The 22,230-nt window shown below is 70.7% G+C and carries 15 protein-coding genes; 6 read left to right on the plus strand and 9 right to left on the minus strand.

Features of this window, described 5'->3' with window-relative positions; translation table 11 throughout:
- The first annotated feature begins 30 nt into the window (after nucleotides 1–30).
- From AB0Q99_RS27990 to AB0Q99_RS28005, 4 genes are all read left to right on the plus strand, one after another.
- A complete protein-coding gene (locus AB0Q99_RS27990) occupies nucleotides 31–3,402 on the plus strand; it encodes a LysM peptidoglycan-binding domain-containing protein (RefSeq protein ID WP_363576333.1) in 3,372 nt (1,123 codons plus the stop codon).
- On the plus strand, nucleotides 3,399–4,301 hold the full coding sequence (locus tag AB0Q99_RS27995; protein WP_363576334.1) for a hypothetical protein: 903 nt from the start codon (nucleotides 3,399–3,401) through the stop codon (nucleotides 4,299–4,301). Before AB0Q99_RS27990 ends, AB0Q99_RS27995 begins: the two co-directional genes overlap by 4 nt.
- 31 nt (nucleotides 4,302–4,332) lie before the next feature.
- Nucleotides 4,333–4,878 (plus strand): hypothetical protein, encoded by a 546-nt coding sequence (locus tag AB0Q99_RS28000; protein WP_363576335.1) that lies wholly within the window; start codon nucleotides 4,333–4,335, stop codon nucleotides 4,876–4,878.
- An 88-nt stretch (nucleotides 4,879–4,966) separates the two neighbouring features.
- Nucleotides 4,967–6,049, plus strand: coding sequence for a hypothetical protein (locus tag AB0Q99_RS28005; protein WP_363576336.1), 1,083 nt, complete (start codon nucleotides 4,967–4,969; stop codon nucleotides 6,047–6,049).
- A gap of 487 nt (nucleotides 6,050–6,536) precedes the next feature.
- Here AB0Q99_RS28005 and AB0Q99_RS28010 read toward each other — a convergent pair whose 3' ends face one another.
- Nucleotides 6,537–7,907: a DUF2637 domain-containing protein gene (locus AB0Q99_RS28010; protein WP_363576337.1), complete on the minus strand. Its 1,371-nt coding sequence runs from the start codon at nucleotides 7,905–7,907 to the stop codon at nucleotides 6,537–6,539.
- 845 nt (nucleotides 7,908–8,752) lie between these two features.
- Here AB0Q99_RS28010 and AB0Q99_RS28015 point away from each other — a divergent pair.
- Nucleotides 8,753–10,279: a restriction endonuclease gene (locus tag AB0Q99_RS28015; protein ID WP_363576338.1), complete on the plus strand. Its 1,527-nt coding sequence runs from the start codon at nucleotides 8,753–8,755 to the stop codon at nucleotides 10,277–10,279.
- A gap of 199 nt (nucleotides 10,280–10,478) precedes the next feature.
- On the opposite strand, the gene AB0Q99_RS28020 is transcribed toward AB0Q99_RS28015, so the two are convergent.
- The 3 genes from AB0Q99_RS28020 to AB0Q99_RS28030 form a co-directional block, all read right to left on the minus strand.
- Nucleotides 10,479–11,378, minus strand: coding sequence for an AAA family ATPase (locus AB0Q99_RS28020; RefSeq protein ID WP_363576339.1), 900 nt, complete (start codon nucleotides 11,376–11,378; stop codon nucleotides 10,479–10,481).
- Nucleotides 11,379–11,424: 46 nt separating this feature from the next.
- The gene (locus AB0Q99_RS28025; protein WP_363576340.1) at nucleotides 11,425–12,984 is read right to left on the minus strand and encodes a hypothetical protein; all 1,560 of its coding nucleotides are present in this window, start codon (nucleotides 12,982–12,984) and stop codon (nucleotides 11,425–11,427) included.
- 651 nt (nucleotides 12,985–13,635) lie between these two features.
- Nucleotides 13,636–14,025, minus strand: a complete 390-nt coding sequence (locus AB0Q99_RS28030; RefSeq protein ID WP_363576341.1) for a hypothetical protein — start codon at nucleotides 14,023–14,025, stop codon at nucleotides 13,636–13,638.
- A gap of 145 nt (nucleotides 14,026–14,170) precedes the next feature.
- On the opposite strand from AB0Q99_RS28030, the gene AB0Q99_RS28035 reads away from it, so the two are divergent.
- The gene (locus AB0Q99_RS28035) at nucleotides 14,171–14,614 is read left to right on the plus strand and encodes a hypothetical protein (protein ID WP_363576342.1); all 444 of its coding nucleotides are present in this window, start codon (nucleotides 14,171–14,173) and stop codon (nucleotides 14,612–14,614) included.
- 147 nt (nucleotides 14,615–14,761) lie between these two features.
- Here AB0Q99_RS28035 and AB0Q99_RS28040 read toward each other — a convergent pair whose 3' ends face one another.
- From AB0Q99_RS28040 to AB0Q99_RS28060, 5 genes are all read right to left on the minus strand, one after another.
- Entirely contained in the window at nucleotides 14,762–15,343 is a 582-nt protein-coding gene (locus AB0Q99_RS28040; RefSeq protein ID WP_363576343.1) for a hypothetical protein, read from the minus strand.
- A gap of 1,274 nt (nucleotides 15,344–16,617) precedes the next feature.
- Nucleotides 16,618–17,925, minus strand: a complete 1,308-nt coding sequence (locus tag AB0Q99_RS28045; RefSeq protein ID WP_363576344.1) for a hypothetical protein — start codon at nucleotides 17,923–17,925, stop codon at nucleotides 16,618–16,620.
- Nucleotides 17,926–18,127: 202 nt separating this feature from the next.
- Entirely contained in the window at nucleotides 18,128–18,706 is a 579-nt protein-coding gene (locus tag AB0Q99_RS28050) for a hypothetical protein (protein ID WP_363576345.1), read from the minus strand.
- Nucleotides 18,707–18,937: 231 nt separating this feature from the next.
- A complete protein-coding gene (locus tag AB0Q99_RS28055; protein ID WP_363576346.1) occupies nucleotides 18,938–19,426 on the minus strand; it encodes a hypothetical protein in 489 nt (162 codons plus the stop codon).
- 26 nt (nucleotides 19,427–19,452) lie between these two features.
- Nucleotides 19,453–21,669, minus strand: a complete 2,217-nt coding sequence (locus AB0Q99_RS28060) for a hypothetical protein (RefSeq protein WP_363576347.1) — start codon at nucleotides 21,667–21,669, stop codon at nucleotides 19,453–19,455.
- Between the last annotated feature and the right edge of the window lie 561 nt (nucleotides 21,670–22,230).

A 22,230-nucleotide genomic window follows, 5' to 3' on the forward strand; every position in this document is an offset into this window, starting at 1 on the left:
GGGCCCGGACCGACGAACAGAAGGAACGCGATGGTGAAGACGAAGCCGGCAACGGCTGCCCGAAGCCTGGGCGACGTGGTGCGCGCCGTGCTGGCCGGCATCGCGCTGCTCGCCCTGCTCGCCGCCGTGCCCTGGGGCCTGATCACGTTCATCGGCAACCCCCTGCCGAGCACGGTGCCGAGCTGGGACAGCATTACTGCCCAGACCGTCAGCGTCGACGTGATCATCAACGTGATCGCCGTTGTGGTCTGGGCCGCCTGGGCTCAGTTCGCCCTGTGCGTACTCGTCGAGGTCCGCGCTGCCGTCAAGGGCGTCGGCCTGGCTGTCCGCGTCCCTGCCGCGGGTGTCAGTCAGGCCTTGGCCCGTCAGCTCGTGGCCTCGGTGTTCGTCATCGGCGTGGGCGCGCTGACCGTCGGCCAGGCCTCGGCCGCCACGGCGGCCACCCCGGTTCAGGCGCCCCGCGTCGCGGCGACCGCCACCGCGCTGCCCCAGCAGGCGGCAGTCCCCGCGACCGTCAGCGCTGCGGCATCCGCCACGGCTTCGTCCGACCACAACCTGCCCACCTACGAGGTGCAGCGTTCTGCCGACGGCCACCGCGACACCCTGTGGGGCATCGCGGAGAGCAAGCTCGGCGACGGCACCCGCTGGAACGAGATCCAGAAGCTCAACGAGGGCCGCCCTCAGGCCGACGGCGGTGCGCTCGGTGCGGACGGACTGATCCGTCCCGGCTGGACCCTGCTCCTGCCCGCCGACGCGTCCGGGACGGACGTGATCCGGTCAGACTCCGGCCCCGCGCGGCAGGCGAGCACCGCTGCCCAGGACACCGCCGCCCAGCACATGGTGACCGTGGTCAAGGGCGACACCCTGTCGGGCATCGCCGAGCGCGAACTCGGCGACGGCGACAAGTACCCCGAGCTTCTCGACGCCTCCAAGGACCTGGTCCAGCCGGACGGCGGGCACCTCACCAACCCGGACGAGCTGTTCCCGGGCCAGAAGATCGTCATCCCGGCCGCCGCCACGGCCACCCCGCCGGCAGCCCCGGCTGCCCCTGCGCCGGCCCAGCAGCCCGTAGCCCCGACCGTCCAGGCGCCCCCGGTCACTCCCGCACCGGCTACGGCGCCCCCGGCTCCCAGTACCCCGGCGCCGCAAGCTCCCAGCACCGCCGCCCCGAGTGCCCCGACCTCCAGCACTCCGGCTCCGGCCGCACCGGCCACCCAGGCGCCGACCGAGCAGACGCCCATCCCGGCACAAGAAGCACCGACCCAGGCTCCCGCCCCGGCTCAGCACTCCTCCCCCGCCGGCGAGGAGGCTTCCAGTCAGTCCCTGATCTCCGCGCGGTCGGTCGCCGGTCTCGGTGCCCTGACCGGCGCCGGACTGCTCGGGGCGATCGCCGTCCGACGCCTGCTCCAGTACCGGCGCCGGCGCCCGGGCGAGACCATCGCCGTCCCCGACGAGACCAGCCGCCTCGAAGCCCTGCTCGGCCGGACCGCCCAGCCCGGCTCAGCCGCGCTGCTCGACATCGCGCTGCGGACCCTGGCGGACGCGCTCCCCGAGGACGAGGCACTCCCGGAACTGCGCGCCGCACGGGTCACGAGCGAGAGCGTCGAGATCCTGCCCGAGGAGCACGGCCTGGAGCCCGCCGCGCCCTTCACGGCCGGCGACAACGGCTGGTGGACTCTCGACCCGAAGGCCCCCCTCTTGGACGAGGAGCATGCCGGCCGCGTGGCAGCGCCCTACCCGGGCCTGGCCAGCATCGGGCGGGACGAGGCCGGCAACCAGGTGCTGCTCCACCTCCCTCACGTCCAGGTCCTGCTGCTGGAAGGCGAGCTGACGAACGTGCGCGCCGTGGCACGCAGCATCGCCCTGGACGCTGCGACCTGCCCGTGGGCGGGTCACATCGATGTGCTGACGGCCGGGTTCGGCCGCGACCTCGCTCCCCTGCTGCCCACCGGCCGCGCGCGCTTCGTGCCCACCGCCCATGCCGGGATCGTGGACCTGGCCGGGCTGCGCGCCGAGACGATCCAGGCCGAGGAGAGCGGCGAGGACGGCCCTCTGCCGTGGTTGATGGTCTGCACCGACGACCCGGGCGAGCACACCTGGGAGCTCGCTGAGATCCTGAGCCAGACCCGCGGCCGGGACATCGCCGTGGTCCTGCCGGCCGACGCCCAGCAGGTCCACGACTTCTTCCCCGAGGCCGAGATCCTTGACGCCGATGCGCTGGCTGCGCAGGCCTGCGGCCTGGCCGACCTCGAGGTGGTGCTGGCCCGGGTCAGCGACGAGGAGCACGCGCAGATCGTCTCCACGCTGGAGGTCACCGCCAAGCCGGCCACCCCGGCCGCCGGTCCGTGGGAGTTCGTCCCGGACCCCGACGCCGTCCCGCCGCGCTTCGGCCCCGCCTCCATCCCCGCGCCGCTGTTCGCCGACCGCATCCCGGCCGACGTCACCGGCGCAGCCCCGAAGGAGAACGGCGACGACGACCTTGCGCCGTCCTCCTCGGCTCCGCAGACCGACGCCGAGGTCGACACGGACGTCGACGACGCGGCGCTCCAGGCCGACGACGACGGCACGCCAGAGGACGACGAGGCGGCCACGCCAGCGCACACCACCGCGGCGGTGAACATGGTCAAGCCCGCCGCGGTACGCGACCGCAAGCCGGTTCCGCCGAGCCCGGACCAGCCCCAGATCCAGGTCCTCGGGCCGGTCCAGATCGCGAACTCCAGCGGCGCCGAGACCACCCACGGCCCGCGGCTGGCCGCGCTCGCCGCGTTCCTCTACTTCCGGCCCGACCGCGACTACGGCGCGATCGCATATGCGATGGACCCGGTCTCCCCCTGGGAGCCGCACACCCTCCAGACCCGGATCTCCCAGCTGCGCGGCCAGCTCGGGCACGCCCCCGACGGAACGCAGTACCTGCCCCGCAAGTCCGCCGCCGGCACCTACCGCCTGTCCGAGCAGCTCCACTGCGACTGGACCTGGTTCGAGTACCTGGCCGAACGGGGCCTGCCGCAGGGCGTCGCCGGCCTGGAGGACCTGGAGCAGGCACTCGGCATGGTCCGCGGCCGGCCCTTCGGCACCGACGGCGACCACGACTGGGCCACCCCGGACGTGCAGCAGATGATCTGCCGCATCATCGACGTCGCGCACACCACCGCATGCCTGCGCCTGCGCGACGAGGCCCTGGACCTGGACGCCGCCCGCCGTGCCGTCGCCGTCGGCCTGGAGGTCCAGGAGGACGAGATGCTGTACCGGGACTGGCTGCGGATCGAGGCCGCGAGCGGCAACCGGCCCGGCCTGTTCGCCGTCATCGACGCAGCCCGCACCGCGGCGGCATCACTCGACAGCGACCTGACACCGGAGACCAAGCGCCTGATCGAGCATCTCCTCCAGGGACAGCACGCATGAACACCATCGCCACCGGCGCCGCCCTCATCGGCGGCACCATCCTAGGCGCCGCCGTCGTCCGCCCGATAGCCGTCGCCTACGCCCGCCCCAGACCCGACCCCGCGTCCACAACCTGCCCGGGGTGCGGCCAGGTGGTTCTCGGGTTCAGGGTCCGCGCGGCCGTCCACCTCCTACGGGCCCGCTGTCCGGGCTGCGCCGAGCGGCTCGGCCCGGCCCCGGGAGTGGCCGAGGGTCTCACCGGCGTCGCCGTCGCCGGTGTTGTCGCCGGCCAGGCGGCCGGCTGGCTCCTCGCCGCGCAGTTGTGGTTCGCGCTTGTGGGCTCCGTGCTGGTTCTGACCGATGCCAAGGTGCGGCGGCTGCCGCACGATCTGACCGGGGCTGCCTGCATTGGGCTCGCGGCGCTGCTCATCGGTGCCACGATCGCCGGGCAGCCGGTGTCGGTCGCGGTGCGGGCCCTCGCAGGAGCTGCCGCTGTCTGGGGGTTGTTCTTCCTCACGGTCCTCACCAAGACGACGTTCTGGGGCGACTTCCGGCTGAGTCCGGCACTCGGGGGCCTGCTGGCCTGGACGGGCTGGAGCACCGTGGGCGCCGGCCTGGCGGTCAGCATCTTCCTGGCTCCGCTGCTGGCCTGCGCCGGTCTGATCGCCCAGCGGGCACCGTGGCGCCGGTGGTGGCCGGCGCTGGCGCCGGCGATGCTGGCGGTGTCCGCGGCCGCAGGCGTCGCGGTCTGGCGGGCCTTCGGGCTCGCCTCGCTCGGGGCCCTGACGGCCTGGGCTGTCCTCCTGCTCCAGGAGGTCGTGGTCCTGGCGATACTCCCCGGCCGGACGCGGAAAACGAAGGTGCCGCTCGGGCCAGCGCTCGTGGTGGGCACCCTGCTGGCGTCCGTCGCATTCTCCTGACCTCGGCCAGCGCATGTGAGACAGTCTCCGCATGGATGTGCTCTCCCCCGCACAACAGGAGCTGTTGGAGTACCTGCGGGCGATGACCGCCGTCATCTACCTGAACGGTGCGGCATCCGCTGCACGGGAGGAGGGGTGGCGATACCCGTCCGTCCACCACCTCCTGCTCGCCGAGGGGCGCTTCTTCCAGCCGGTCTCAAGGCCAGCCGGGATCCGGCAGATGCCCGAGCGCCTGTGCTACAACAACGCCGCGGCCACGGCCACCGGGTCGGCCGGTTCGTTCTTCTACGTGGAGGGCATCGCGATCTCCGACGTATTCCCGCTGGCACACGCCTGGTGCGCGAACGAGGCGGCGGAAGCCGTGGACCCGACCTGGCCGGAGGGCTCGATGACGGCGTGCTTCGGCATCGCGTTCACTCGACCCAGCTCGTGGGAGCACGAGGGCGAAGGGATTCTCGCCGACCCCCGCCGCTGCATGGAGATTCTCCGCGACGGCCTGCCGCCGCTCCCCGGCCGGAACGTCGGCCACCGCCCATCGAGCGCTGCCCTGGCAGGCCAGCCAGCCGCCTCCCGCTGACACGGCGCCGCCCACCCATCGCGGTGCCGTTGGCGACGCTCACCGGCTCGGGGGGCGCCTTGTCGCCGCGCGCCAGTACAGTCCGCCCATGAGCATCACAGGGGGAATCCAGGTCGACCTCGCAACGATCGAGCAGTCGCTGGAGGAGAACGGGCACGACAGCTGCAACATCGAACTCGTGCCCACGGCGCACGGGCGCAGCGTCGACGGCCATGCGCTCGTCGCCGCTGTCGACGAGGCGATCGGAGCCGCCAACGCGGCTGCTACAGGCCAGAGCATGTGGGGACAGCGCGCGGTCCTGACCCTCGATGGCGCAGGGCTCAGCCTCAAGGACTACTGGGGACCGGACTCGCTCACCGGCTGGCTCGCGGCCTTCACCGAGGCCTTGCAGCGGCAGGGGCATGCCGGACTCGTCCGGGCGACACCGGTCGTGAGGCCGCCGCGCTGGCTCCGGCACCAGTACGAGCCCAGGGCCACCGCCTTCGTCGCCCTGCACGAGCCGCTCACCCTGGCGGCCGCAGCAGAGCGGTGGGCCGGCTTCGCGACCGGGTGGACCCGTCCCCACGGCGGCGACGCCTGCCTGGCTGCCGGCGCGATCCTTCAGCACGACACCTCGGTGGATGTCCCCGGTCATCTGGCCGCCGGCTTGTTCGTCAACGGGAACTCCGCACTCACCATGGTCGACCCGGCCGCTCCCCGAGCCGTGCGAGCCCGGGCGGACCAGGACGGCATGGCCACCTACCAGGCCTACTCCCCCGCCAGCAGTTGGCACTCGCTCATCGGCCGGGTGCGGGAGGCGATTCTCGCCGACGCGGAGCACACCCGGCTCGCCTACGTGGCCATGACGCCGACGTGGGCCTTCGGGTGGGAGGACCGCGGACGCGATCTGCCTCCCCTGCCCAACGTGCCGGCGCACGCCCTACGCGGCAACTCTCCGGTGTGGGGACGCAAGGTCCCCGATGCCCACGGCATCCAGCTCTTCAGCGGCGCTCACCTTGACCAGGCGTCGGACCTGTCCGGCTGGCAGGTCACCGAAGTGCACACCGACCGGTTCGTGGTCGAGGCGCAGGACTCGGCAGCTTGGTTCGGTCCCGATGGTCCGTCCGCCGCCGTGATCGAGCAGGCCCGCAATGACTTCGGGCAGCTGATCGTCACAGGCCGGGATCTGTGACCGGAGGTCTTGCCCTCCGATCGGGTGGCCGGCGCAGCACGTCCGGACCTGGCAAGCCCTCTCGCACCGGAACAGAGTGCGGGGCAGGGGCCGGGCACGGCGCCCGACTTTCAGCACGCTCCGAGCCGCCCGCCCGCCAAAATTGCATGGTCATGACGAAAATTGGGCCCCAGAATGGCCCCCTCAGCCGCCGTTCACGATACGGCCGGTGCGTGGGGCTTTCCGGGCGCCCGCCAGGCCGCCTGAGGCACCCTCCAGCGATTTTTGATCATCGATGAGGTCGGGCCGAGCGTGGTTTCGCCCCCCTGGCGCCCGCCAGAACCGCGGCCGCTGAACAGCAGGCGGCACAGACGACGCCGGTTGGTCAACGGAGGCGGCACAACGCAGTCCGCACCTGGACGTTGCCGGCCCCACGGCCCAGACGCGTCCGGTGCCAGATACGACGGTGCGCCCCGGCTTCGTGAAGTCGGGGCGCACCGTCGTCCGGTCAGGTACCGGCGAGCTCAAGGAGGTCCGGGTGCTTGGGCGTCTCGTACTCGGCTCGGTAGGTCTTCCCCCAGCCGGCCCAGTAGCGTTTCACGCTGTTGGGGCTGAGCGGGCCACCGTCCTGGCCCTTCTCGCCGTACCTCTTGTGGATCCACTCGACGTAGTCCTCCTTCGTCGGGTGGTTGCCGTTCTCGTGCACGTAGGCGCAGTAGTAGTCGTACAGGACGTCCTCGCGCTTGCGCCTTCCGCCGGCCTGGTCGCCGCCGTCCTGACCGGGGTCCGCCTCCGAGTCTTCGAGGTCCTCGGAATCTAGGTCTTCCTCGTCGTGCGCGGACTCCTCCGGCACCACGGGGGCCAGGTCGTCGCTGGCAGTCACGGGCTGCTCGAACAGGACCTCGGGCGCTTCCGTCTCGAAGACCAGCACCTGGGTCGGCTCTGCGGGGTGAGGCTCCCCCTCGGCCGCTGGGACACGGACCTCGACGCCCTGCTGAGCGGGAACAGCGGGCTTGAGGAGGTCTATCGCCGGCTCTCCTGTATCGCTCTGCCCGGTCTCCCGGGCTGCCCCCTGGACCTCCACCCGACCGTTGGGCACCGGCGCCTTGACCAAGTCGCGGCCCGACTCGATCGCCGACAGCTGGGTACGGGGCAGCTCGCCCGGGCGCAGTCCCACCAGGGTGTCCACCGGGATCCCGATCGAGGAGAGCACGTGGATGTACTGCTCCCTGCTGCCCTCTCCGTACTGCGCCAGGTAGAGGAGCAGGAGGGCTTCCTGCGACGCGAGCTTGCGCCACTTGCGCCCGTGCTTCCGCTTGAGCTGCCCCCGAAGGATGCGCTTCCACTTGGCCAGCTCGATGGCTTCCTCGGAGGAGTAGATGCCCCAGATCATCTTGAGGCGCCAGTCCGAGAACGTGCCGAAGGGCTTGAGTAGCCAGCGGCGGAGGTCGAAGCCCTCCATCTCCCGCTTGCCGGCCGTCAGGTTCGCCCACCTGCCGACGGCATGGCGGGCGGCCTCGACGATGATCACGAACAGGATCGGCACGACGGCGTGCATGCCCATGGCGAGCGGTCGGCCCCACGCGGACGCCGAGTTCATCACGATCGTCGCGGCGGTGAGGAACCAGGCGGTCTGGCGCAGCAGGGGGTAGGGCATGCGCAGCCAGGTGAGCAGGAGGTCGAGCGCGTACAGGACGACGATGCCGGCGTCGACGCCGATCGGGAGGACCTGGGCGAAACGGCCGAAGCCCTCGTCGGCGGCGAGTGCGCGCACCGAGTTGTAGGAGCCGGCGAACCCGATGGCCGAGATTACGGCGGCGCCGAGGACGACGATGCCGATGAGCGTCTTGTGGCCTTTGTTGAGCGTGGGCCTGGTCAAGCTGTCCCTCCCGTTGCTGAGCCGGTCCACCATTTCATGGGGGGGCAGTGGTACGCACGGGACTTGCATGGCACTGCGCCCGAGATAGGGTCATCTGCGCTATTTGTCCTACCAAAGGCACTTAGTGATCTTCGTCCTAGGCTGGCGCACTCCGCCCCTGGCGTAGCGTTCGCAAGGCAGGAGGTGACCGTTCGATGAGTGCCTCCGGGGCCGCGGCAGTCGCAGTCGGCCTCCCACGACAGGGCAACGTCGCTGTCGCAGTCGCAACATCCCCAGCCACACTGCGGAACGCTTCCGCGCAGACGCGTTCGGCCGCGATCCGGGGTCGGTGGCGTGGTCGCGGGTTGCCTGCTCATCGGCTGCATGGAGCACTGCCGCAACGGGGCCGTCGCACCCGCGTGTCTGAGGGTCACGAACGGCAACGCAAGTCCGGGTGGCGGGTCGCACACTGCCTGACCTGCCGGTTTCACGAATCGCATGGCCGTCGGGCGTTGTGGATCACAGGCAGCGGGGGAGGGCCGGCTATGGTGCCGAGGCGTTCGCAGTCGCAGTTGTGCCGCCAGCGACGCTCTGGCCCCACGGCGTGGACTCGTTGCGACGGTCAGCGGCACGGCGGCTGCGACGGGTGGGGAGAGGACGGACCTCGCGGATCGCATTCGCAGTGCGCGCTGACGGTTCGGCTGTCATGGCAGGCAAAGTGTTCGTCGACGGTGCGAAGCGTGCGGGGCGGCCGCCGCTCGTCGCAGTCGCTGCGCAGCGTCGCAGCGGAGTTCGTCGTGGCCGTCGAACCGGCACACCTGCGACAGGATGCGGCGCTTGTCGGAGGCAGAGGGTAGCCTCCCCCGATGATCATCGACCGCCATGCTGCCGTAACCCCGACTCGCTACGACGACCGCGACCTTCGGAGGAGGATGGGGGCGGAGATCGCGGCGGCCGACTCGGATGATCTCCTGGCCGCGTGGATCTGGTCCGCAGAAGCCCGGCTGTGCCGCACGGTGGCAGAAGCGTCCAATGTTCTGCGCGACGACGTGCATAGAGAACACACCGATGTGCTGCGCCGTATACGCGCGGCATGGCAGGACCGAGGTGGCGATAGAACCCCGGTCGCTCTCCGGGAGCAGGTTCAGGGTGCCCTTGAGCGGGCGAAGGCGGAGCTGGATCGGGTATTGAAGGCCGCCGAAAGCCACCGGTCGGAGGCGAACCAGGCGTGGAGGATGATGCGGGGATCCTTCGGCCTGAACCCGACCGGTGCCTTTCTGCGTGAGGGCAATCGGGAACGATCCCCCGTTCAGGACAGCTTCCGCCAGATCGCCTTCCTGGAGGACTGCCGCCAGGACCTCACCCAGGTCACGGCAAGCCTTCGGGAGGAAGTCCACATCGCCGCTTTGGAGGAGGACAGCCGTCAAAGCCGCGCTGCCTCAGGATCCCTCACGCCCGAGGAGTACTTCCTCCGCAGCGTCCACGTTGCCGCACACGCCCTGCTGGAGAGGACCGGGCATGAACTTGGGCAGCTGGAGCGGCGCGAAATGCAACCGGGCCGGTCCGAAGGTGATAGCGAGCTGGCACACACTAAGTACGTCAGCGCTGGCCGGCCTGACCGCCGCTGGGCGGAGGTGGTGCGCGAGGAGCACGCCTCGGGCGAGCGGCTGGTCCAGCGCGCAACCGAGCTCTGGGACGCTATGGCGGACTGCGGTGAACTGCTGGGTGGCGCCCCGGAGGAAGGTGACGGAGTCGACCTGATGGCGCTCGTCTCCGATCTCGGGATGCTCTCCCGCGAGGTCGCCGCTTCCCGGGCTCGACTCGAAGGAGCGCTGCGTCAGCACTTTGAGGACCAGCACCGGATTGGCCTGCGGATCAACCGCCGGCATGACTGGGTCCGGTCGGGCGCTGCGCTTTCGCTCGAAGGCGTCCGCGGGCTCCATCACCGGCAGTTCGAGCGCTTCATCGCGAAGCTGCTCCTCCGGGACGGGTTCGAGGTGGAGCAGCACCAGGGCGGCCCTGGCGACCAGGGCGCCGACGTCATCGCTCTGTGCCCGGACGGGCGTCGGTACGTCGTGCAGTGCAAGCACACCGCGGTAGACGCCAACGTCGGCACCCCTGATCTTCAGCGGTTCAAGGGCACGGCATGGGATGTGCACGGTGCGGACGTCGCGCTGCTTGTGACAAACGGCGGCTTTTCCCGGAACGCCCTGATCTTTGCCGGACAGCACGGCATTCAGCTGATCGGCAGCTCGGAGGTGTGGCGATGGGGTTTCCTTGGTGACCCACTGGAGGCGGTCATCCCTGGACGGACCCAGGACGCTGCGGTCTTCGCGCAGCGGAAGGTGTATCAGCGGCTCGCGCGGAACTTGAGCTTCGGCTGGCCTAAGTAGCGATCGTGGCGGCACCGCGTCGGACCGGCATGGTTGGCTTCGGTCAGGGCTGGCTTCACCTTCACCCCAGGGACGGCCGGTGGGGAGCTGTTCCGGGCGCGTCCGTCGCTGCGACGCTCCGGGGAGCCGGGAGACGGCGATGCCCCGGCTCGCTGTGGCGATGCCGGGGCATCCGGGGTCGGTTCGTGACGAACCGGGGCTAGGCCGCGAGGCGGTCGGTGATGCCCATGCGGGTCAGCATGGCATCGATGGTGAGGGTGGTGTCGTGCTTGGCCACCCAGTAGCTCAGTGGTTCTTGCGCGTCGTAGGCCTCGGGTACGACCGTGGCGCCGCGGACCATGCCAAGCACGCGGTCGCCGTACTTGATGCGCGCTTCCTTCTGCTTCTCCGTGTAGAACTTGCCTTGCGTCTCGGTGGCTTTGGTCTCGTTCAAGACGTACCAGGTGACCTCGCACGAGGGGTTCAGCTCTTCGTAGCCGTCCCGAATCTCAGCTACCCGGCGGATCATGGCGTCGATGCCGCGGAACTCCTTGCGGCCCGGTTTGCTGAAGAGGACGACGTTGGTGGTGGCGAGCAGCAGGGAGATCGACAGCAGGCTCAGGGACGCAGGGCAGTCGATCCAGATGAAGTCGAAGTCGCCTTCTTGGAGACCCCTTCGGAGCGCGCGCTGCAGCCACCAGACGGACCTGGGGTCCTGAGCCATCTCGGTGTCGGCCTGGCTCATCTTCTCGTCGCCGCGGATGAGCCACAGGTTGTCGATGATCGCGAAGTTCGAGTCGGGGTCCTCGCCCTTCTCGTTGGGCGGCGCAATGCGAGTTCGGGCCGGGACCATCGCGTCCTTGAGCGTGGCCTCGCCGAGGAGGACGTTGTGGACGGTCATCACGTGCTTCGGCAGCTGGTCGCCGTCCCAGCCGGCCCAGAACGAGGCGTCGGATTGAAGGTCGGCGTCAATGAAGAGGACCTTCCAGCCACGGCGGGCGGCCTGGACGCAGAGGTTGTAGCCGATCGATGTCTTACCGACGGATCCGGCTCGGTTCGTGGCGGCGAAGACGGGTGGCACGTGGGGTGCGTAGAGCGGGCGATGGGCGTGAAGCAGCATTCGGGTCTCCGGGAGTAGCTGTTGGTCGAGAGTGGTGGGCCTGGCACTACACCTGGAGGTGGTCCCGCTCCCAGCTGGGTTCGTATCCGGCGTCGTCCGTGAGGTGTCGCCAGTAGTTGATGACGCGGGTATCCGGGCTGCGGCGGCTGTCCGTCGAACGCACTTCGTCGTCAGCGAGGGAGACGGCGTAGGCGAACCTGGTGACCGCCGCGGGGTCGCCAGCGGTCAGCAGGTGGTCACGGTAGACCGCAGCGTCCATGGTCTCCGCCTCGTAGACGCCGATCTTCTGGACCCACCGGTGAGCGAGTTCGACGGTGGGTCGGCTGGCGAGAGTGAGGAGCGTCCGAGCGGTGCGGAGCGCAGCGAGGCTTGGGGTCTCATCGTCAAAGGCGGACAGGAGCCGCTGGCATGCCTCGCCGCGGGCCCGGGCGGCGAGCGCGCGCCTGGCGCGGTCAGGGTCAACGGACCGCGAACCCAGGGCTTGACCCGGCTTCGTAGTCGTGCGGGGACTGGGCAGTCCCGGGGCAGTGCCAGTCGGCGCTTGCCCGGTTTGTGACGAACCGGTGGTGGGGTTCGCGGCCTCTGCGTCGGAGCCATCCGGCGTCGGGGTGCTCTCCGATCCATCGGTTCGTGACGAACCGGCGTCGTTCTCGGAGCCGGAAGGCGGCACAGCCGCATCGGTTCGTGACGAACCGCTGTCGGCGGCGAGGCTCGATGCGTCTGGCTCCTCCTCGACCCTGCCCTCTTGCGCCCTGGCGCGCTCGATCAGCACTTCCTGCGCGAGCGCCTTCAAGGTCGCGGCGTTGAGGGCTTGGCCGGAGTACTTCGCCCGGTTGAAGGTGGACAGCACCAGGGCGGGGTCGCCGAGTTCGGCGAGGAGGACATAGGCCGCCTCCAGGCCGAGGTCGCCGGACAGGAGCGCCGTACGGGCTTCCGGCACATCCGCGAGAGGCAGGATCGCCATCCGCTTGACGACATTGCTCTTGCTGACCCCGACGATCTCGGCGATCCGCTGGTAGCTGTACTCCTTGTCGTCCCTGAGCCTTCGGTAGCCCTCGGCCTCCTGGAAGACCGTCAGGTCGTTGCGGCCGAGGTTCTCCCCGAGGAAGACCTCGGTGAGCTTGTCCACGTAGTGGTTCTGGATCTCGACGCGCAGCTCGGTCAGGCCGGCGTCGGGGGCACAGTCGCGCCGGCAGTGGCCCGCGACGATGACGTACTTGTGTTCGTCATTGAAGTGGTGCCGTTCTCCGGGGTAGGCGTCGAGGTAGACCCCGATGTCGATGACGACCAGGGCCTGGATCTGCCCGGTCTCACGAAGCTGGGTGACAAGCTTCTCGCGGTCAGCTGGAGATCCGTAGAGGTCTCCGCCGCGGAGGTTGCGAGGGCACGGTGCCAGTTCGGCGAGCGGAACCGAGAAGCCATGCCCCCTAGGACGCGGCGACGGGATGAGCGGGACGGAGCGAAGAACGACCGTGTCCGTCTGCGGCGTTTGCTGCTCTCCAACGGCAGGCTGCGTCGCCGGAGATGCCTCGGTAGTGGGGTTCGGTGAAGCACCGGAGCTGCCCGTCCCGCTGTAGCCCGCTCCCCCTGCGCCCTTTCGCGGCATTCGCCCTCCATGATCACTAATCGTGTCCGTTGTACGGCCCGACCCTAGCGGTTCGTCACGAACCGACTGACTTCAGGTTGGCCATTTCATCCGGGTTCAAGCCGTTAGTCCGTTCTGCCGGTTCGTCACGAACCGACTTCATGGACGCGCACCCGAGTGACAGTGCGGGTTCGGGATTCGCTGGGACGAGGCCGGACCGACGCGATCGGCCGGAGGTGCTGTCAGCCGGGGCCGCCCGAGGAGCCGCGCGATCGGCACGCTACAGCCGGCACGGCTCGGCCGGAGCGGATTCCATCCGATCTGGCGAACATCAGCCGTTGTGGTTCCGATGAGCACAGGTATGTGGTCCGCCTCAGTCCGGTGCTGCTAAATGCTGGGGGCGATCGGAGAGACGGAAGTGGCCAGCAGTCCTCGGTTCATGCCTACCGGTTCAGGTCGGCCGAAGCCTTCTGTGCTACGCCGCCAGCCAGCTGTTCGGCGGCGCGGAAGTTCTCCGGAGGTCGGCCTGCATGGGGCCGATGGTCTCGCTGCGGCCCAGCAGCTTCTCAGGTCCGGGCAGCCCGCCGGTAGTGGGCTCTGGTGGGCGGTATCACGGGAATGGGACCGAGCCGGTGTGTCCTGCGCGGCCGACGCGGCGCTCGTAGATTTGGGTCAGTCCCGGGGGGTCTGCTCGAGCGCGGTGAAGATCTGCACGGCCTGCTCAGGCCGGGTGACCTCGGCCAAGGTGCTCTCGCCGACGAGGTGGGTGCCGACCCGGCCGGCGAAGACGCCGCTGCCGGACGCCTTGTCGGCGGCCAGCCGGGGCGCCAGGTCGTCGGGGACCTCCGCGTACTGGCGGACGATCTCGAGCAGGTCGTCGGGTTCTGGGTGCTCGAACGGCGCGGCGCCCATCCAGACGACCTCGATCACTTCCTCCTCCACGTCGGGGTCGCTGGGGTAGTCGAGGACCTGGAGGAAGTAGGTGGAGAGGGGGCCGTCCCATCCGATCCGGACTTCCCGGTCGGCCGGGGATCCCTCAATCGGGGTCAGGTCGTGCGCCATGGTTCGCCCTTCGCCGGTGGTGGGCCGGTTGCCCGCGACGCCACACGCTACTCCGAATCGCCACCAGCCCGCGGGGCGAGCGAGCTGTAGGAAGACCGCCAGCAGCAGGCCGCGGCGGTTCGAGCATGTGGTCGTTGGAGAGGGCGTGACGATCGACGAGAAGCAGGCGGCCCTGGCTCTGGCGGAGGGTCTACTGAAGGCCGAACTCCACCGGCGGCTGCTGGCGGAGCCGCAGAAGGCGGTCGACCTGGTGGCGCAGCTGGTCCTGAGCATTCACGGCGAGGCACTCGCAGCCGGTGAGGTGGCCCAAAGGCGTGGTCTCGACTTCGAGACGATCGGCCGTGCGCTGGCCTTGGTCGAGGACGCCGGGATCCTTCTGCAGCAGGCGACCGCGATGCTTCTGGGGCTGCCCACTGCCGGGCTGGACGCTCTCCAGGAGCTGCGGGCGGCGCTGGTCGAGCCGGGCGACGTCGGCAGTGGTGGCGAAGTGGCCGTTCCCGGTCCCGATCCGGATTCCGATGTCTGGTCGGCCGCCGTCGACCGCTTCCGCCTGGCCACCGGCAGCCGAAGGCCCATCTGGAACTCTTGAGCGCCCCGCAGGTTCGCCACTCCGGGGGGATCCCAGGGCTCGGGACCACACGACTTCGGCCGACCGTACGGACGCGATCCCTGCTGGTATCGACTTGCCGAAGCAGGCGCCGACCAATGCGGACCGCGCTGTGACCGTCTCGGGCGGTCAGGGGATGAAGTGCGCTCCCAGCAGGCCACGGCCGGCTTCTGCCGCGGCGCGCCACACCGGGGGGACGCCTTCCAGGAGGGCGTTGATATCGGTCTGGTCGCCTTCGTCGCGGAGGGCGGCCGCCAGGAGCTCTCGGGCCGGCGGTCGGCTGGCGGCAGTCCAAGTGAAGACCCGCTCGACTACGGGAAGCGTGATGCGGACCTGCTCCGGGGTGAGGATCAGGTCACCGAACCAGCCGGGGAGGTCGGCGAAGCGCTCGGGTCCGAGGGCGAAGGCCAACGCGGCGGCGGGGTAGCTGTTGCGGGTGGCGACAGCGAGGTGGGGCAGTGCATCGTCACGGCCTCGTTCCCATGCCTCGTAGACCCGGCAGATCTGCTCGTCGAGCGCGGACGGTGCGGCGGCTTCGATGAAGTCGTGGCGGGTCGTCTCGGTGCTGCCCTCTGTCCGCCACCACCGCAGGAAGGCGGTGGAACTGGGGAGCGCGGCTTCGGCCTCGATTGCGGGTGCCAGGGCCGGGGCGTACTCGGTGATGGCGTCAGCGCGCATGGGCACCAGGCACCACATCCCGAGGAAGCTCATGGGCTCTCCTTTCGTCTCGGCAGGGATGATGCCACGTCGGTCCGACAGTTCGGCTGGTTGACGGTGTCGGGACCTACCTCACGCCGTGCGGCAGGGGTTGCGTCGGCGGACGGGCCGGGCCGTCGTGCCGGCTTCGCTGGCCCCCGCAGAGATCAGCGACCGGAGCGACTCTTCTCCGGGGTTGGTGATTCGCGGTCCGGACGGCCGTGTCGCAGTCGCTCGGCGGACCCGCGTTCGCAGTTCTGTCCTGTTGCAGCGGCTGCTCTGGGGTGTCACCGGATCGCACCTGGGCGACCGCGTCGCGTCCGGTCCGGGTGTCGCAGTCGCAGCAGTTGTCGACCCGGCCAGAGCCGCCCTATCGGACGGACCATTTCGGCGGCCGCCGCCGGGGCAACCGTCGTATCGGTTCGTCACGAACCGGCGCTGCGGCTGCTCCGGGGGCGTCACCGGATCGCACCTGGGCGACACCTCGCCGGTCCCGGTCCCGGTGTCGCAGTCGCAGGTCCGCAACAGCGGACGGATCACGTCGGCGGGCGCTGTCGGGGCAATATCAGTCCCGCTGCGGCGTCACGCCGCGCCGGATGGGCCTCTCGCGGGCCGGGACGCCTGCACCCCGCTCCGCGCGCTGGGACGAACCGCCCCGACTGCGGGCACTGGGCCAGCGGTGCCTCGCCGCGTCCGCCTTGTCGCTGCGACGCCATGCCCGGGGTATCGAGGCAGGTCGCGGTCGCAGTGCCGGCAGCGGGGCCCCTGCGACGCGGAGACCGGGGCGTCGGTGGTGCTGCGACGGTTCGCAGAGGTGCGCCGCGAAGTGTCGCAGCGGTGCGAGGACGGTTTCGCACCCGCTCGACCTGCTGCGCCGCACGGTGCGACGGCCAATGGCTCGTGCCGTTCTGCTTGCCGGCCCGGGCTGGCCTTGGCAGGTGGTCAGGGCGGCAAGCGATGGCGCCGGTACGCTGCGCGGGCCCAATCGGGCGCTGCAGGGCGAACCGGCCACCGCGGGCGGAGCGCAAAGGTCGCAGGAGGTGCTGGCGTCAGCGGACCGCGTCCCAGTCGGCTCGGGAAGCACCCCAGGAACCCAGGCAGCAGTTGCCTCCTCCGGGGCGCCGGCCGGGACAGTTTCGTCCGGCGCAGCGGGCGGGTCAGGCTGGTGGTAGGAGCGCGGGCTGCGTGGCGGGCGGGCGCGCCCGTTTCTGTGCGCCAGGGGCAGGTGCCTCGCTGCGGCGGGGAGCAGCGCTGGCACCCTCGTGGAAGGGGCGGGCCCTGCCCGGCGGTCAGGCCCGGTCGGGTGTCCCTGGGGCCCGTCGGCGGGCGGGCCAGGGGAGCACGTCGCGCAGCTTCGCCAGCAGGGTGTCGGTGCGCTCGGGTTCCGCCGCGACGTTCGGCTGCTTCGTTGTCCATGTGGTGAGTGGGAGGAGGAGCCAGTCCTCCCAGGCCTGCGGTCCGGCCAGGGCTTCGGTGGGGATGCCGAGGCGGGCGAGGGCGCCAGGGTAGGCGCGGTCATAGGAGATGTTGTAGGCGGTGGCGAGCGCGGGCCTGGTAAGCATCCACGGTGCGGGGCAGTGGTCGATGCGCAGGGTGGCGATCCTGGTCTGCCGGTGGATCGTGCCGTGGAGCAGGTCCCGGTAGATGAGTCCCTGCCAGTGCGCGGCTGATTCGATGGGGCCGGTGATCTGGCGGGGCGGGATCAGGGCGGTCTGCCTGGCGAACAGCCAGGGCAGGCCGAGGATCCGGAAGAGGTGGGTGCGGTGTGCTCCTCCGCTGCCCAGGGTGTAGAGGGGCCCTTCGGGACCGTTGATCGTCTCCAGTTCGACCGGGCCCTCGTTGTCGAGGAGGTGGTGGCGCAGGAAGGCCTCAAGGTTGTCGTGCGGCTCGGCGAGGAGCTCCGCGGCAGCGCGGGGGATCCAGGAGGAGCCGCGGCCGTAGCCCGAGCGTGAGATCTTGCCCCAGATCGGGTCACCGGCATTGACGATCGCTTCGGTGCGGACCCAGCCGCAGCTGGCGGACAGGCACCAGGTCTTCTCGGCGTCGTCCAGGGAGAGCTCGGGGACCTGGCGCACGGTTTGCCGGAGCTGTTGGGTGGCCTCTTCGACCTGGTCAGCGACGCTCTTGCTGTTCCACTGGCTGCGCAGGGCGGCGATCGCCTCGGTGAGGTCGCTGATCCGCGCGGGTGCCTCGAAAGCGTCGTCGAGCTCTGCAGTGTCGGGGAAGGGGAAGCGCGGCTTCGTCACGGCGGCTGTCCGGTCGGTGGCGCTGTGCAGGTCGACGAGTGGCTGCTGCACGGTACCGGGCTCCCATGGGGCGACGAGTTCGGTCACCGCCTGGGAAGTGGCAGTCCAGCCCACGGCGACGGTTCCGTCCTCGGCGGTGGCGCGCACCGTGCCGTCGTCCTGGCGGTACGCCATCCAGGTTCGGCCTGGGGACGGCCGGGCTGCGGCGCGGCGGGCCATGTCGTCGGCAAGGACGAGGGCTTGTTCCTCCGGGGTGCGGTCTGGGGGCGTGGCCCCCAGGGCTTCCGTGAACGCGATCATGATGCGTTCGGGGTCCCAGCCGTCGTTGTCCTCTTGGACGGGAGTGCTCATGGGCAGGCCCTTCTGCGTGGAGAGGTCAGTTCCGGATCGGGCTGGCCGGCTGCGCCGTAGGCGTGCTGCGGGTGCGGTCCTGGCGTCCGGACCGGCAGCGTCCTCGGGCGCGTGCTCGTTCTTCGTAGTGGCTGGCTCGCGATGGGCAGGAAGGGTGCGGGACCGCGGGTGCGAGCGGTTGGCCGACGCGGGTGCTTGGTGGTCAGGTGCGGATGGTGATGTGGACGCTGTGCTCCGGGGGATCCTCGGGGTGGCAGAGGGTCCAGGCGGTTCCGCCAGGAGCGGCGACGAGGTAGGGCTGGCGCAGGTCGCCGCAAATCCAGAGGGTGCCGACGCCGTCGGTCATGGCGTTCCAGAGTGCGGTCGGGAGGTCGGCCTTTCCCGATCGGACGACAGCTCCGTTCCGTGCGAGGAGATCCACCCGGCATGCCGTGGCGCCGGCCCTGGTGCGGGCCCGGAGTTTGTGAACGCGGGCTGGCCAGACCTGCCAGGGGCGGGTGGCGAGGAGTCGCCGCTCGTCCTTGAGGCGGGTGTGCTGCTGCCAGATTCCGCCGACGAGGACCACCAGGAAGCCGCCGGTGAAGAGGGCGATCGCGGCGAGCGGGTCGACCCACTGGCCGATGACGACAAGCAGGCCGGTCACCCCGGCCAGCGCCGCGGCGGCATGGAGCTGACGCCGGTCAGGGGCTCTCTCGGCTCGCATCCGGAAGGCCTTCGCCGTGGCGGGGGTCTCCAGGGCGGTCCCGTCCAGCACCCTGTGTCCCAGCCGCTCAGCTTCCACTGGTGATCCTCTCCGTGGACCGGTTCCGCGCGGTGCCCGCTGCGGGAAAGTCTTCCAGCCCCTGTGCTCGGACAGGGTCGGTTCTTGGAGATCGGCGAATCCGGCAACAGGCCGGGCTTCTGCGCACCGTGTGGGTGAGTTCGTAGCGGCTGGCTAGCGGGTGGTCTGCGCGCGCCAGGATCGCCGGACGCGGGGCGGTCGGTGAGGCGGGCGAGGGCGGCACGATGTTGTTCAGCTTGTGCCTGCCGCGTTGATACCCGCTTCCAGGCCGAGGTCGAAGAAGGCACGGGCGAGCCGGCTGATCTCCTGGCCGACGTGGAGGCTGCGCCGGCCGGCCGGGTACCAGGTGCCGCAGCCGCACTGTTCCTCGTGCGCGCCCTCGGTGGCCTGCCGGATGTGGCCGACGGGGAAGTGGGAGGAAGCTAGGCTCGCGGCGCTCTGGTCGAGGTCTGCGGAAACGGTCGGCGTCGGGGCGTGCACCGTCTCGACGTAGTGCAGGGTGATCCACTCGCCGCTATTGGGCGCGCCGGGGTCGTCGTCGGGGATCCACTCCTGGGTGTGCCGGGCGGTGGGCGCGGTGCGGTAGCGGATCGACACCCCGGTGTGCGGGTTCGTGCCCTGGTGCCAGCGGCCGCCGTGGCCGGTCGGCAGCGTGCACGTGGCGGTCAAGTCGTAGTGGGGGTGACCGCAGTCTCCGGCATCCCGGTTGGTGTCCGGCACGGCTTCTCCTCAGGGTCGATGTCGGGTCAACGGCCGGAGCGCAGGCGAGCACGGGCCTGGTTCGCGCCTTCGGCGTTCGGGTCCTTTGGCGCGGGAGTGGACCGTTGGGAGATCCGCTCGCGCATGCGCACCACGGCGGCCAGGCGCTGGTCGAGCACGTACCGCGCGGTCCTGGACGCCGCAGCAGCAGCCTCCCGCTCGGCCGCCTCGCGGGCGTCCTGCAGGGACTCGTACCGGTGCCGCGAGCGCAGGACGGTCTCACGGATCCGGTCGGCCTCTTCGACGGCGACCGGGGACGCCGCAAGCCGCCGAAGGGCGCGGGCGCGGTACTCGCCCAGGGCGTGCTGCACGGCCAGGAGTTCGCTGGCACCGGCGATCTGCTCGTCGGTGGCCCCGTGGCGAGCCGCCCGCCGTGCCTCGCGCAGCGCGCTGCGGGTCGCCTCCCAGACCTCACGGACGCTCTCGTACCGACGCAGATCAGCCCGCGCAGCCAGCTCCACGTTGATGCACTGGTTGATGGCCGCTGCCATGTCCCGGCCCCGCCTGCAGCCCTCGCACAGCCCGGCCGCCCCCGCAGTTCCGCAGTCGGCACACGGCAGCGCCTGCCGGGCTGCCTCGGCCGCCGCCGCCTCCGCCAGCCGCCTGGGCCGGTCAGCCTCCGCCCGTGCACGGGCCTGCTCCTCCTGCTCCAGAGCCACGGCCCGACGGGCCTGCTCCAGCACGGTGTGCTCGCGCAGCCGCTGCTCCAGCACCGCGCGGCGCTGCGTCACCGCCGCTGCGGGCATCTCCTCGGCGAGCTGGACCGCCAGGCGTTGGCGCAGCGCGCGGGCGTCAACCGCACGGACCTCGCAGGCCTGGCAGCCGGCGCCCGTGTCCAGGCGCACTCCGCCGTCGCACCAGGGCCGCCCGCAGCGCTGTCCACGCCGGGGCAGGCCACGGCGCAGCAGCCAGCCGACCGGGTCGGTGACCCGTGCGGGGCCACCCTGCTCAGCGAGACGCCACTCGAGACGCTCGGCCAGGACGTTCGGTGCCCCGGCCGGGCCGGTCCACGCTGCGATCCGGTCGAGTTCGTCCCGCACCGCTGCGGCGACGAGGCTTCGGCCGTAGTCGTGGGTGATGCGACGCCACAGGTCGATCGCCGGGGCGAGCGCCAGCTCCAGGCCCTCCGGCAACCGCTGGAACGCGATGGGCGCGCCATTGGTAGCCCGCTTGCCGGAGCTCGGGATGGTGTTGGGACGGGAGGTTCGCTGTTCCCCGCGCAGCGGGCGGCGGGATCCCGACAGACGGACAGCAGGGCGCCGACGGAGGCCTCGCGCGCGCGTGTCGCGCGTCACCGACGTAGCCGCTACGCGGGAACAGCCACTATCTACGGTCAGCGGCATGTTCAGAGGATCTTGATCAAGGGAGCCTGTTTGTGTGCCGGAAACGGGGGTGGGCGCAGTGACCGAATCGGGGGAGGGCGCTGTCACCGAAACGGGAGGGGTCAAGACCGGCTCCGAGAGCAGATCGAGCTGCCCAGGGCACAGCCACTCGGCCAGGTCGTCCTCGGCACCGTCGGCCGCCGGCGGGCGCCGGACCTGTCGGGGAAGGGGGAAGTCGAGCGGCAGTTGGGTCGCGACGCCGGCCACCGGAGCCGGGTGCACCATGTAGATGTAGGCACCGCGGTCCTCACCGACCCGGGAGACCCAGCCCTCGGCCAGCAGGTCCCCCACCGCCGCCCGGGCGGTGTCCTCCTTCATCGAGCAGCCCCGAGCGATCCGGGCCACCGACGTTGCTTCGCCCAGGTGCTGACGCACCGACAGGAAGCAGTACGCCTTGAACCTGCTGCCGGCGAGGTGATCCCGCGCCTGCGAGGACACGCACACCGCCAATGCGTCGTCAGCGATCGGCGTTACCGTGCGGCTCATCGTGCCCGTGCGCGGGTTGAACTCCGACCTCACGATGCCGGCCGCCTCAGCACGGGCCACCAGCCGGTTGACCGAGCCTCTGGACAAGCCCAGCTGGTCGGCGATCGTCTGGTCCGCCGCGAAGCACACTCCGGAGAGGTGGCCGTAGTCGGCGATCACGGTCACGACCCGCAGCAGCTCCGCGGTCAGGGTCCGGATCGCCAGCGCCGCAGCCGGGAACCGGGTGACGAGCGGCCGGCCACTCGGCCCCACGGGCACCCCCTCGGTGCCGGAGGCATGCCGCTGCCCCGGGAGCGCCACGGCTGCGCCGGGCGCCGGCACAGTCAGCGTCGTCACTGGACCCGCCCGGAGGTGCTGATCCCGTGACCAACCGGGGTGAGGTAGCCGTCGACGAATCGACGGCAGTCCGAAAACAAGCGGTTTCGCTGGCGCGCAGGCACGCCGGAGTGGATTTGGGCAGCACGATGCTGCATCATGGCCTTGCCTTTCTGACCAGTCAGGAGGGAACGCAAAAGCCCCTCGCTGGGCTGGAGCGGTTCCGGCGAAAGAACCGAATGAAGTAGCGAGGCAGACAGGCCCCTGCCAGGGCGGTCTCCTCACCAGGACGATCTGGGCGCACCGGCCTGCCAGCTGGTGACACCCGGGCGGCGCTACCCGCACAACCCTCCCTGCCAGGAGGAGCATGAGCGAGCAGGGCGCCGCCCCAGAGGGCCTAGATCATCCCCACCCCCATCGCCAGAACGGCCACCCACCGCGGCCGTGGCGTGAGCCCGTTCCTGAAGACCCGGAACGAGGCGGCCCTGCGGACAGTCCCCTGGACGTCACACGCATGGGCGAGCCCTTCAAGCCAGCGCGGCTGACCTGCAAGGGAAGTCTGAAATTTGGAGAGGCCAACGG

Origin of the sequence: Kitasatospora sp. NPDC086791, assembly GCF_040685975.1 — a bacterium.
In the GTDB taxonomy this organism is placed as follows: Bacteria; Actinomycetota; Actinomycetes; order Streptomycetales; family Streptomycetaceae; genus Kitasatospora.

What these genes read in the sequence shown, in the direction of transcription:
- AB0Q99_RS27990 (WP_363576333.1), top strand. Translation starts at nt 31, where the DNA reads ATGGTGAAGACGAAGCCGGCAACGGCTGCCCGAAGCCTGGGCGACGTG.
- AB0Q99_RS27995 (WP_363576334.1), top strand. Translation starts at nt 3,399, where the DNA reads ATGAACACCATCGCCACCGGCGCCGCCCTCATCGGCGGCACCATCCTA.
- AB0Q99_RS28000 (WP_363576335.1), top strand. Translation starts at nt 4,333, where the DNA reads ATGGATGTGCTCTCCCCCGCACAACAGGAGCTGTTGGAGTACCTGCGG.
- AB0Q99_RS28005 (WP_363576336.1), top strand. Translation starts at nt 4,967, where the DNA reads ATGAGCATCACAGGGGGAATCCAGGTCGACCTCGCAACGATCGAGCAG.
- AB0Q99_RS28015 (WP_363576338.1), top strand. Translation starts at nt 8,753, where the DNA reads ATGATCATCGACCGCCATGCTGCCGTAACCCCGACTCGCTACGACGAC.
- AB0Q99_RS28020 (WP_363576339.1), bottom strand. Translation starts at nt 11,378, where the DNA reads ATGCTGCTTCACGCCCATCGCCCGCTCTACGCACCCCACGTGCCACCC.
- AB0Q99_RS28025 (WP_363576340.1), bottom strand. Translation starts at nt 12,984, where the DNA reads ATGCCGCGAAAGGGCGCAGGGGGAGCGGGCTACAGCGGGACGGGCAGC.
- AB0Q99_RS28030 (WP_363576341.1), bottom strand. Translation starts at nt 14,025, where the DNA reads ATGGCGCACGACCTGACCCCGATTGAGGGATCCCCGGCCGACCGGGAA.
- AB0Q99_RS28040 (WP_363576343.1), bottom strand. Translation starts at nt 15,343, where the DNA reads ATGAGCTTCCTCGGGATGTGGTGCCTGGTGCCCATGCGCGCTGACGCC.
- AB0Q99_RS28045 (WP_363576344.1), bottom strand. Translation starts at nt 17,925, where the DNA reads ATGAGCACTCCCGTCCAAGAGGACAACGACGGCTGGGACCCCGAACGC.